Genomic DNA, 12348 nt, shown 5'->3' with positions numbered 1-12348 from the left:
CACGGGACGATGAACAGTTCCGATGCGTTGTATCATAAGGAGGACAAGAACTTGGATGATTTTAGAGAATGGTTATCAGATAACCTCCGGTATTTTATGCTGGGTGGAGCGATTCTGATAATTGTGCTTGTTCTGTTCTTTGGCGTTCGCGCCTGCGTTGGAAGTAATAAGGGGAATTCCGGCGATGGACAGAAGACGGCAGCAAAGGACCAGGGAAATGTTCCTTCTTCTCCGACAAATGAAGGGGAGTCTGACGAGAAGAAAGAAGACGCCAATTCCATGGAAAAAGCAGATGCAGATATTACTGCATTAATTAAGAGCTATTACAAAGCTCTGGGGGAAAAAGATATTGCAACGCTGAAGACTCTGGAAGATGATTTTACACCATCAGATGAGTCAAAGGTCACAAACTTGAAGGATTATATCGAAGGGTATGAAGTAGGAGACGTATATACAAAGAAAGGTATGACAGAGGATTCCTATGTGGTTTACGCCTGCTTCTCATACATCTGTCAGAATATTGAAACAAAGGCGCCGGCGCTGACACAGTTCTATGTGTACAAAAACAGCGATGGCAGCTGGATAATTGATAATGATGCCATGCAGGACCCGGATATTTCTGCATACTTGGAGAAGCAGCTCTCAGACAGTGATGTGGCAGAGCTGGTGACAAAGGTACAGAATGAACTGGATCAGGCACAGCAGAAGGATGAGGCACTGGCAGCATTCTTAAATGGTCTGGGTGATGAGTCTGATGTGTCTGTACAGGCACAGAATGGCACACTTCTCACTGTGGCAGAGGAATGTAATGTGCGCGCAGAGGCAAACACAGATTCTGAGATTCTTGGCGTGATCTCAGAAGGTGAGCAGGTTGAGAAGACTGGTACTGACGGGGAATGGGTTCAGATTGATTATGACGGTCAGACCGGATATATCAGAGGAGATCTCCTCACAGACGGATTAGAATCTGTTGATTCAGATTCAGATACTTCAGAGGATTCCGGCGATTCAGATTCGGAGGAATATGATTCACAGGATTCAGGCTCCGGTGAGGAAGAACAGGAATAATAAAAAATAATGGGTAAAAAATAAAAGCTGCGAATCATGCAGCTTTTATTTTTTACGCTGGTTTTAGTCAAGCGGATATTCGCAATCCGCTTCGCTGCTTGCTCATAACCGAATAACTGCTCCGCAGTTATTCGGTTAGTTTGTGAATTCTCCGTATGTAATACCTGGATTCAGCTCTTTGCCGTGGGCGGCTGCCAGTTCATGGACTGTCACTAACTGATATCCGTCCTCGATCAGCTGTGGAATGAGAATCTCTGCAGCATCTACAGAAGTGCTGTAGATATCATGCATCAGAATAATAGAACCATCCTGTACGTTATTCATTACTTCCTCCACTGTAGCTTGGACATCCTGGGTTTTCCAGTCCAGCGTATCAATGGACCACAGGATCATAGGTGTGCCTACAGTAGCTTTGACTGTGTCATTTACAGAACCATAGGGAGGCCGTACCACAGTAGCGCCCTGTCCTGTAAGATTCACCAGCTCCTGATCTACCCTGGAAATCTGGGAACTGATATCAGAGGCAGATAAGGTGGCCAGATCTGTATGGTCATAGGTATGGTTGCCCAGTTCACAGCCGAGAGCTTTCATCCGTTTGACTTCATCAGGAAAGCTTAGGATCTCCTTACCTACCATAAAGAAGGTGGCCTTTGCATTGTTGGCTTCCAGACAATCCAGAAGTCTGTCTGTAAAAGAACTTGGGCCATCATCAAAGGTAAGGGCAATAGTCTTTTGAGTTTTTTTCTTCTTTTTTGATTTCTTGCCAGAAGAATCTGACTGTGCTGTGGCAGCGGATGGTTCATAGCCCTGGAGAGAGCCGTCTGCATTTAAATGATAGGTTTTGCCGTCTACAGTAATATCACCTGTCTGCATGATCCCATCCAGATCCATATAATAACGCTTATTTTCCGCATCAACCCATCCTGTCTGCATAATTCCTGCTTTATCAAAATAGTATCGCTTTCCATCTGTGTCTGTAAGCCAGCCTGTATAGGCGTTGCCGTCTATCAGAAAGATCCAGTCACTGCCGGAAGTCGTCCAGACTCCCTTCTTTGCCTCAGGAGAAACCTTGTTTCCTGTTTCCTGATTCTTGTCAGCAGAGGAATCCTCCTTTGCGCTGCTTTTTGCAGGAGTTGGAGTTATGGTTGCTTTTTTCTCAGTGTCTCCGGTATCTTTTGTACTTTTAGTTTCTTTGAGATCTGTTACTTTTTCAGTGGTTTGTGTACTTTTGTTGTCTTTGGTATTTTCTGCTATGAGCACTCCGGTGCTGTTCTCGGAATGATCCTGGGACGGTGCTGCGGCAGAGCGTGTAAAAAGCCCTCCGGATAATATGCACACAAGGACAGCAGCTGTCACCAGCCAGCGGTTTGTCCGGAAAAAATGGCCCGCCATAAAATGCCTCCTTTGTATTTTATCTTTTGCTTTCTTATCATAACGTATCTTGGGGAAAAAGACAACGGCGAAAAATTAATTGCTAAAATATACAAATAACTATATAATAAAACAATGGACGAAAAAATCAGAATCAATAAATTTTTAAGTGATGCAGGAGTCTGTTCCCGCAGAGAGGCGGACAGAATGATCCTGGAAGGCAGGATCACAGTGAACGGGGAGGAAGCTGTGAGCGGCCAGAAGGTATCCGGGAAGGATGAAATCTGTATCGATCAGATTCCTGTAGAGAAAAATGAAAAAAAAGTACTTTTGTTATTTAACAAACCCAGAGGAATTGTCTGCAGTACAAAAAAGCAACGTCAGGAAACCACTGTGACAGAATACCTGGATTATCCCCTGCGGATATATCCTGTGGGCAGACTGGACAAGGAATCTCAGGGCCTGCTCCTTCTCACCAATGAAGGAGATCTGGTAAATAAGATCATGCGCGCCGGAAACCGCCATGAAAAAGAATACTTTGTGACAGTAAATAAACCGGTAGATGAAAACTTTATCCGCCGGATGAGTGCAGGAGTACCTATCCTGGATACAGTGACAAGACCCTGTCAGGTGGTGCAGACCGGAGCATGCAGCTTCCGGATCATACTCACCCAGGGCCTGAACCGCCAGATCAGACGGATGTGTCAGTATCTGGGCTATGAGGTAAAGAAACTCAAACGTCTCCGGATCATGAACCTGACTCTGGAGGGAATCCCGGAGGGACAGTACCGGGAGATCACACCGGTAGAGTGGGAGGAGCTTCAGAGACTTCTTGCCTCCTCCACCAGTGAAACAGTAATAGAAACAGGAGGGCATCATGGAAACAGCCGCAATGAATCGAATGAAAGAGCTGGTAAAAAAACTGGACAGAGCAGCCAGGGCTTATTACCAGGAGGACATAGAGCTCATCAGCAACAGAGAATACGATCAGATGTACGACGAGCTTCAGGCTCTGGAAAAGGAAACAGGAACCGTACTGGCAAACAGTCCCACCGCAAAGGTAGGGTATGAGGCGGTAGACCAGCTTCCTAAGGAAGAACATGAATCTCCCATGTTGTCTCTGGACAAGACCAAGGACAGGGAAGTGCTTCGGGAATTTATAGGGGATCATGAGACCCTGCTCTCCTGGAAATTGGATGGACTGACGGTTGTTCTTACCTATGAAAATGGAGAACTGGCAAAGGCTGTCACCAGAGGAAATGGTGTAGTAGGCGAGGTAGTTACCAACAATGCCAGGGTATTCCGGAATATCCCTTTAAAAATCCCTTATGCAGGCAGACTGGTGCTGCGTGGGGAGGCGATCATTACCTACTCTGATTTTGAACAGATCAATGAATCCATAGAGGATGTGGATGCCAGATATAAAAACCCGCGAAACCTGTGCAGCGGCTCTGTACGTCAGCTGAATAACCAGATCACAGCCAGGAGAAATGTAAGGTTCTATGCCTTTGGCCTGGTAAGTGCGGAGAATGTAGATTTTCATAATTCCCGGGCAGAGCAGTTTGAATGGCTGAAAAACCAGGGATTTGAGGTGGTGGAATACCGCAAGGTAACGGCAGCTACCCTGGACCAGGCCATGGATTATTTTTCTGCAGCGATTACAGAGAATGATTTTCCATCAGATGGTCTGGTGGCACTTTATGACAATATCGCATACGGAGATTCCCTGGGGCGTACTGCCAAATTTCCCAGAAATGCCTTTGCTTTTAAATGGGCAGATGAGATCCGGGAGACAAGGCTGGAGAAGATTGAATGGAGCCCGTCCCGCACAGGTCTGATCAACCCGGTGGCAGTTTTTGATCCTGTGGAGCTGGAGGGTACCACTGTGAGCAGAGCCAGTGTGCATAACATCAGCATTATGCGGGAACTGCAGCTGGGAATCGGAGACAGGATCACCGTGTATAAAGCAAATATGATCATCCCCCAGATTGCTGAAAATCTTACAAAGAGCGGAGAGCTTCCTATTCCGGATACCTGTCCGGCCTGTGGACAGAGCACAGAGATCCGCAGGGTAAATGAGGTGGAATCCCTTTACTGCACCAACCCGGATTGTCCTGCCAAAAAGATTAAGGCTTTTGCTCTTTTTGCCAGCAGGGACGCCATGAATATTGATGGCCTTTCAGAAGCAACCCTGGAGAAATTTATTGCCAGAGGCTTTATCCATGATTTTGGTGATATTTTTGAGATCAGCAGACACAGAGAGGAAATCGTGACCATGGAGGGCTTTGGTGAGAAATCCTTCGAAAATCTTATGGCAAGTCTGGAAAAGGCCAGGGAAACAACTCTGGCAAAGGTGATCTACAGTCTGGGAATCGCCAACATCGGACTGGCCAATGCAAAGGTGATCTGCAGACACTTTGATGATGACCTGGAGAAAATCCGTCGCGCAGATGAGGAGGAAGTCAGCTCCATTGATACCATTGGTCCGGTGATCGCCAGAAGTCTGACAGAATACTTTGCAGACCCGGAGAACAACCGGAAGCTGGATCATCTTATGAGCCACCTTGCCATTAAGAAAGAAGAAAAAAAGGGAGAGCAGATTTTCCAGAACATGAATTTTGTTATTACCGGAAGTCTGGAGCATTTTGACAACCGGAATCAGGCAAAGGAACTGGTGGAGTCCCTTGGAGGCAAGGTTACCGGTTCTGTAACCAAAAAGACCAATTATCTGATTAACAATGATACCACTTCCAATTCTTCCAAGAATAAAAAGGCCAGGGAACTTGGAATCCCTGTAATATCCGAGGAAGAATTTTTGAAGCTTGCAGGGCATTAAATTTGACCCAAAAGGAAAGGAGACCATAAAATGCCGATTAAAATACAGAGTGATCTTCCAGTAAAAGAAATTCTGGAGAGAGAAAATATTTTCGTAATGGATGAGTCCAGGGCATCCCATCAGGATATCCGGCCTATCCAGATCCTGATTCTGAACCTGATGCCTCTGAAGGAGGAGACAGAGCTGCAGCTTCTGCGTTCTCTGTCCAATACCCCTCTTCAGGTAGATGTGACCTTTATGGCAGTACAGAGCCATGAGGCGAAAAATACCTCTGTGAGTCATCTGAATAAATTCTATCAGACCTTCCCGGAGCTGAAGGGAAATAAATACGATGGAATGATCATCACAGGTGCGCCGGTGGAACAGATGGAATTTGAAGAGGTAGACTACTGGAATGAACTGACAGAGATCATGGACTGGACAAATACCCATGTTACCTCCACTATTTATCTGTGCTGGGCTGCCCAGGCAGGGCTCTATCACCACTATGGACTGAAAAAACGCAAACTGGACAAAAAAATGTTTGGCCTTTTCTGGCATAAGGTGATGAACCGCAAGATTCCGCTGGTACGCGGTTTTGACGATATGTTCCTGGCACCCCATTCCAGACATACGGAAGTTCCCATCGAGGATATTCATAATTGCAAAGAGCTGACAGTGCTTGCTGAGTCAGACGAAGCAGGGCTTTTCCTTGCAATGGCAGACGGTGGCCGCAAGATATTTGTGATGGGACACCCGGAATATGACCGTGTGACACTGGACGGGGAATACAAACGTGATGTGAGTAAAAACCTGCCTATCGAGATACCGGAAAACTATTACAAAGACAACAACCCTGAGAATCGCCCGCTCCTTATGTGGCGAGCTCACGCAAATAACCTGTATACCAACTGGCTGAATTATTACGTCTACCAGTCAACTCCATTCGACCTGTACGGAACACCGGATTTCAGTGAGATTTAAATTAAATAGGATTTCTTGCAGTGCTTGAAAATATCAGAAGCAGTATGCTATACTAATAGGGATTATGGAAACAGAGAGGAGCACATTATGAGCGGATTTTTTGGAGTAGCATCAAAAGAAGATTGCGTACTGGAACTTTTTTACGGAGTGGATTATCATTCCCATCTGGGTACCCGCCGCGGCGGTATGGCTGTGTATGGAGAACAGGGTTTTGACCGCGCCATCCATAACATTGAGAATACACCATTCCGTACGAAATTTGACGGAGAAGTGGGAACTATGAAGGGAAACATGGGAATTGGATGTATTTCCGATTATGAACCCCAGCCACTTCTGTTTAATTCCAGGATCGGAAGCTTTGCCCTTACTTTTGTGGGAAAGATTAACAATTATGATGAACTTTTGCAGTGGATGTATGATAACACCAAGGTACATTTCCAGGAAATGACCAACGGAACTGTCAATGTAACAGAGCTAATCGCAGCCATGATCTGCGAAAAAGATAATTTTGTAGAAGGAATCCAGTATGTACAGGAGCGGATTGATGGTTCCATGTCACTGCTTCTTATGACAAAAGACGGAATCTATGCAGCCCGTGACAAAATGGGCAGAACTCCTATTGAGATTGGTCACAAAGAAGGTTCTTATTGTCTGTCCTTTGAAAGCCATGCCTATATTAATCTGGGATATGAAGATTATAAGGAACTGGGACCCGGAGAGATTGTTTTTGTTACAGCAGACGGTGTGAAGACTCTGGTAGAACCGGGAAAGAAAATGAAAATCTGTTCTTTCCTCTGGGTTTATTATGGATACCCAACAGCATCTTACGAGGGCGTGAACGTAGAAGATATGCGTTATCGCTGCGGAAGCATGCTTGCAAAAAGAGATGGCGATTCTGTTCATCCGGACATTATAGCAGGTGTTCCGGACTCCGGTATTGCACATGCCATCGGCTATGCCAATGAATCCGGCATTCCTTATGCAAGACCCTTTATTAAATATACACCTACCTGGCCAAGATCCTTTATGCCCACCAACCAGAACCAGCGAAACCTGATCGCCAGGATGAAGCTGATCCCTGTGCGCAAATTGATCAAGGACAAAAAACTTCTTCTTATTGATGATTCCATTGTGCGTGGAACTCAGCTCCGTGAGACAACAGAATTTCTCTATAGAAGCGGTGCAAAGGAAGTACATGTCCGCCCTGCCTGCCCTCCAATTATGTATGGTTGCAAATACCTGAATTTCTCCCGCTCCAAATCCGAAATGGAACTGATTGCCCGCCAGGTGATTGAGAAAAGAGAAGGTCCAAACTGTCCCCAGGAGATTCTGGATGAGTATGCAGACCCGCGTACAGAAAGATATGAGCAGATGGTACAGGATATCTGTAAAATGCAGAATTTTACAACTCTTCGCTATCACAGACTGGATGATCTTCTGGAAGCCATTGGAATTGAACCCTGCAATGTATGTACATATTGCTTTAATGGTAAGGAATAAGACATCTGAGAATGTAAAACAGAATTTTTTGAGCGAAAAAAGTCGAATTATGTCGATTTATCAACCATTATGTCGTACGGTTTTCGTTGACAATCTGAGTATCTCTTTATAAAATAATAGATGTTAACACACATACACACAATATAACTGCGCTTATTCATTGCCGGGAATTCTTTTCCGGACAAGCGCAGTTACCAATTTTCTATGAAACTAAGGAGACCGAAATGAACACACAGGATGTAAACCAACGCAAGGAGAACATTATGGATGAAAAAGCTGAAAAAATCATGGAACTGGCAAAAAAACTGGAGACAGAGGATGAATATATCTGTCAGGATAACAGAGATCTTCTGGAACTGGAACAAAGATATGAAAAGCTGGATATTCCCTATCAGGTGCGCAGGGTGATCGATGATTACATAGCATGTATGCGCACCAGAGATGAGAGATTTGCCCAGCTGTGCTGTATGGTAAGATCCTGACCATAAGCAGTATTCAAAGAGAAACTGCCTGACAGCAGGAAAGGACAAAAGAATTATGGATATAGGTAATATGATGAAGGCCGCCGGTGCCTGGAATACTTTTAAGAGAAACCATCCCAAGTTTCCGGCATTCTGCAGGGCAGTATCCCAGAGAGGAATCAGAGAGGATAGTGTGCTGGAGATCGCCTTTGTTACTCCGGAGGGTGAGAGACTGGAGACAAATCTGAAAGTAAAGGCCAGTGATCTGGAACTGCTGGGCCAGTTTATGGATCTGACCCAGAAATAATTTTAGAATATTTTAGAAATATTTTTCCGAAACGGATTGAATAAGCAATGGATATCTGCTATAGTGTATTCTGTTGGTTATAGATGATTGTCACTGTCAGTATACATGACAGGGCAGATCTTTTACAGAAAGAAAAGAGGAAAACATTGCGTAAAAAATCACATATTTTACTTGCAAGATATCTCGCAGACCAGATGTCAGCAGCTTCCAGCCTGCAGTCCCACAGAAAAGCGTTCTGTCTGGGAAGTATCCTTCCGGATATCAGACCATCCTTTATAACGAAACGACATGAGTATTTTACAACCTTTGACCAGGTGAAGGAGAGCATGCGCCGGCTGGCTGCTACCACACCGGAGCAGAGCAATGAGAGAGTATACTGGCGGCGTTTCGGAGAAGTGATTCACTATATGGCGGATTATTTTACTTTTCCTCATAACAAAACATATACAGGCAGTCTTGCCCAGCACAATCATTATGAAAAGGTGCTGAAAAATGAACTCAAGTCCTGCATACAGGGAGGAGAGGCCTGCAGATACCTGCAGCCGGCAATTCGCTTCGATACCTTTGCCACACTGATCGATTATATCGAGGCAGCCCATGAACGGTATCTGAACAAGCTCCGCTGTGTGGAGGAGGATATCCGTTTTATTCTGAACATGTGCTTCCAGGTGATTCAGGGCCTGGTGCAGCTCGGTACAGGACGGCAATATCTTGCAGCATAAAAAACAGACAGCTTTCAGGGCAGAGAATGCCCGGGCTGTCTTTTTTGTTCCGGAAAAAATCTGAAGGAAATGTGAAGAAAAAATGAAATTTGAATAAAACCAAAAGATATCTTTTCGTCAAAGGTTGATTTACAAAAATGAATATGCTAGAATAAATCCGAGTTAGTTGAACGTGATCGGACGTGATTGCGCTCATGAAGAAGTAGCGAAAGCGGATCTTTGGTCCGTTTTACACATGCCGAAGATAATGGGGGAAATAACAGACATGTTCGCGAAAAGAAGGGAGCCTTTTAAATATATGAAGAATAAATACCTAATGAAGTTCCTGTGCCTGACTCTGGCATCCGGTATGACTTTGTCAGGACCGGTCTCAGTTATGGCAGCAGAGGAGACAGTGACCGCTTATTCCGATGATTTTTCATCCGGTGATGATGGAGTGGATATCGGTTCACCGGAGACTCCGACACCGGAACCCCAGCCCGATCCTGTAACCCCGGAGCCCACAGTGACACCGGACACACCTACACCGGCACCATCCGTCACACCACTTCCGGATACGCCTACACCGGCGCCATCCGTCACACCACTTCCGGATACGCCTACACCGGCGCCATCCGTCACACCACTTCCGGATACGCCTACACCGGCGCCATCTGTGACGCCGCTTCCGAATACACCTACACCGGCACCGCTGATCACAGATAATGCCAAGGCAGTGATCGACCGTATCAATGAGCTTCATCTTCAGACAATCACCCTGGAGAAGAAATCTCTGGTGCAGAGCGTACGTACTGCTTATGAAACTCTGACTGAAGACGAGAAGAAGGAAGTATCCAACTATAACCTTCTGGTGGAGATGGAAGCCCGCATTCAGACTCTGGAAACAGAGAAGAAAAAGGAAGAAGAAAATAAAGCCAGCAAGAAAAACGATTTTTCCGATAATAACAGCACCACAGCTACAGGTATTACCGGCACACCTGTATATTATGCATCCAATATCCATGCTGGTAAGGATTTCTATCTGGACAGCTTGAAGAAAAATTATAATCTCACCTTCTCCGATGATTTCTCAGCAGTTATGGACTCCATTGAGAAGGAATACAAGGAGAAAAATAAGCTTTCAGATGCCAGTGACCTGTCCGGATCCGGAATCAGCACATCTGCAGACAGCCTTCTGGTGAGAAACTGGCAGGATATCCTGGCAGTCTACATCTATCAGCAGAGCAAGGCAGGCAAAACAGAATTTACCCTGGATGGTTCCTGTAAGGATGATCTGGCGAAGATTTTTGCAGAGATGAACCCGGTTGTCAGGGACAAGCAGAACATTACCCATGTTACATACGGCAACCGTAAGATCAATTACTATATTAAGAAGAATAAAATTTCCAAGAAGGACCGTAAGGTTCTGAAAAAATATGTGGAGACAGACTGTAAGCTTCTCTGTGCAGTAGTTACAGCAGCCAAGGGCTTTGTGCGTGAGAGTGTTGGGGATGATGTGTCCGAGGAACGTGTAAATGTAATTTCCGCAGCTTACTCTCTGGTAGGCAAGGTAGGATATTTCTGGGGCGGTAAGTCCACAAAGATCGGTACTGACCCAAGCTGGGGTACAGCTGAGAAGGTTTCTGCAGAAGGCAGCAAGAGTACAGGTACCATCCGTGCATACGGCCTGGACTGCAGCGGCTTTGTAACCTGGGCAGTGATCAATGGCTACCAGGATCAGACAATGCAGGCAGCAGTAGGAGACGGAACCTCTGACCAGTGGGAGAAGGCAAATGTGGTTACTGAGACAGATGCACAGCCCGGAGACCTGGTATTCCAGAAGGGACCGGAGGCAGGCAGCGATAACCACGTAGGTATCCTTTGCGGTAAGACAGATGCAGGTGACTGGATCGCAGTACACTGCTCCTCCAGCAAGAACGGAGTTACAGTAGGCGAGGCCTACAGCGCAAGCTTCCGTTACATCCGTCAGCCGTCTTTCTATCCTACAGAGGCGCAGATCCAGGAAATGCAGAACAGCAGCACAGCCATCAGTTCAGGCAGCGATATCTTTACTGCAGATGTAAAGGTAAGCAATACCCTGCAGGATGCCATTAATTCCAACACGATCTCTGGCGGAACTGCTACACTGACATCCGGCACAGTGGAGAAAAAGACCTCCATCCTGCCAAAGACTATTGACCTCTCCAAGAGTGATGTGACAGTATTTAAGGCAAAATAATGTTCGGCAGAGTATAAGGTAAAATATAAAAGACATTGATCAGGAATTCAGCAGAAAAGAAAAGGCTGGATTCTGGTCAGTGCCTTTTTTGCATTTGTTATTTTTGTTGTTTTTATTAACCATAACTGCTCTAAGTGTGGTAAAAATATTGACAAATTGTACTATTTTTGTTAATCTTAGGTATAAACATGTTATACTTATAATTACAGATATCTGCAGTACAGATATTACCCATAAATGAAAGTCAGCTGCCAGGCAGCTAATGTGGAAAAATACCGGAAAAGAGACTGAAAAATATGGCACTTAGACGTGAAAGAATGCGTTTGGGCGATCTGCTCATAAAGCAGAACGTCCTGACAGAGGAACAATTAAAAAAAGCCCTGCAGCTTCAGAAGGGAAGCGATAAAAAAATCGGTGAGATTCTGGTAGAAAATGGATTTATCACTGAGGAAATGATTGCCCGTGCCCTTCAGATGCAGCTGGGACTGAAGGTAGTCCAGCTTACAGGTGTGACCATCCCTCAGCCTGTCCGAAAACCTTATTTTTAGGCATAAATTTAGCCCCTTTCCTTCATCTGTGACATTGAAAACTGAATAAAATACACAGGATGAAGAAAGAGGCTTATGCCTGTTCCATCAATTCCATCATTTTTTGAAATCCAAGGAGATTCTTCGCCCGTTCCAGGTTATAACCCAGACAAAAGAGCGCAAACTCTCCAGCCACTTTCCGTATTCCCCTTAAAAGAAAATAAGTGGCTCCCATTGCTCGTTTTATTGTTCCAAACGGATGCTCCGACAGGCACATCCTCCGGCTCATCTTTTCTTTATCCGGTTTCAGGAAAAACTTCACAACCTTTCTTTTTTCATAATGCCATTTTTCACCCGTTTTCGTTTCCTCCGGCT

At 45.3% G+C, this 12348-nt stretch carries 11 protein-coding genes and 1 pseudogene; 10 read left to right on the top strand and 2 right to left on the bottom strand.

Going from position 1 to position 12348, the window contains the following annotated elements:
- The first annotated feature begins 51 nt into the window (after positions 1-51).
- Complete coding sequence (locus ACTNDS_RS05495; protein WP_441034272.1) at positions 52-1068, top strand: SH3 domain-containing protein; 1017 nt, start codon at positions 52-54, stop codon at positions 1066-1068.
- A gap of 135 nt (positions 1069-1203) precedes the next feature.
- Here the strand turns inward: ACTNDS_RS05495 and ACTNDS_RS05490 are convergent, their stop codons facing one another.
- The gene (locus tag ACTNDS_RS05490; RefSeq protein WP_441034270.1) at positions 1204-2460 is read right to left on the bottom strand and encodes a polysaccharide deacetylase family protein; all 1257 of its coding nucleotides are present in this window, start codon (positions 2458-2460) and stop codon (positions 1204-1206) included.
- Positions 2461-2574: 114 nt separating this feature from the next.
- On the opposite strand from ACTNDS_RS05490, the pseudogene ACTNDS_RS05485 reads away from it, so the two are divergent.
- The 9 genes and pseudogenes from ACTNDS_RS05485 to ACTNDS_RS05445 form a co-directional block, all read left to right on the top strand.
- A pseudogene (locus ACTNDS_RS05485) lies at positions 2575-3303 on the top strand (pseudouridine synthase); the annotation flags it as partial.
- A 13-nt stretch (positions 3304-3316) separates the two neighbouring features.
- Positions 3317-5275, top strand: coding sequence for an NAD-dependent DNA ligase LigA (gene ligA / locus ACTNDS_RS05480; RefSeq protein WP_441034268.1), 1959 nt, complete (start codon positions 3317-3319; stop codon positions 5273-5275).
- A gap of 30 nt (positions 5276-5305) precedes the next feature.
- Positions 5306-6238, top strand: coding sequence for a homoserine O-acetyltransferase MetA (metA, locus tag ACTNDS_RS05475; protein WP_019161931.1), 933 nt, complete (start codon positions 5306-5308; stop codon positions 6236-6238).
- An 87-nt stretch (positions 6239-6325) separates the two neighbouring features.
- A complete protein-coding gene (locus ACTNDS_RS05470; RefSeq protein WP_173743385.1) occupies positions 6326-7738 on the top strand; it encodes an amidophosphoribosyltransferase in 1413 nt (470 codons plus the stop codon).
- Between the two features lie 224 nt (positions 7739-7962).
- Positions 7963-8220 carry a hypothetical protein gene (locus ACTNDS_RS05465; RefSeq protein ID WP_441034265.1) on the top strand — a complete coding sequence of 86 codons (258 nt, stop codon included), beginning with the start codon at positions 7963-7965 and terminating at the stop codon, positions 8218-8220.
- 55 nt (positions 8221-8275) lie between these two features.
- Positions 8276-8506 (top strand): hypothetical protein, encoded by a 231-nt coding sequence (locus ACTNDS_RS05460; RefSeq protein ID WP_044997246.1) that lies wholly within the window; start codon positions 8276-8278, stop codon positions 8504-8506.
- A 146-nt stretch (positions 8507-8652) separates the two neighbouring features.
- Entirely contained in the window at positions 8653-9228 is a 576-nt protein-coding gene (locus ACTNDS_RS05455; RefSeq protein ID WP_303243181.1) for a zinc dependent phospholipase C family protein, read from the top strand.
- A gap of 298 nt (positions 9229-9526) precedes the next feature.
- The gene (locus ACTNDS_RS05450; protein ID WP_441034262.1) at positions 9527-11446 is read left to right on the top strand and encodes an NlpC/P60 family protein; all 1920 of its coding nucleotides are present in this window, start codon (positions 9527-9529) and stop codon (positions 11444-11446) included.
- 296 nt (positions 11447-11742) lie between these two features.
- Positions 11743-11994, top strand: coding sequence for a hypothetical protein (locus ACTNDS_RS05445; RefSeq protein WP_441034260.1), 252 nt, complete (start codon positions 11743-11745; stop codon positions 11992-11994).
- A gap of 73 nt (positions 11995-12067) precedes the next feature.
- Here the strand turns inward: ACTNDS_RS05445 and ACTNDS_RS05440 are convergent.
- Positions 12068-12348: transposase (locus tag ACTNDS_RS05440; protein WP_441034258.1), on the bottom strand; the 281-nt coding region annotated here is incomplete at its 5' end.

Origin of the sequence: Blautia sp. HCP3S3_C12 (assembly GCF_052064155.1) — a bacterium.
Lineage (GTDB): Bacteria > Bacillota > Clostridia > Lachnospirales > Lachnospiraceae > Blautia_A.
The sequence above is the reverse complement of the archived record's forward strand: the minus strand, read 5'-3'. Positions and strand labels throughout refer to the sequence as shown.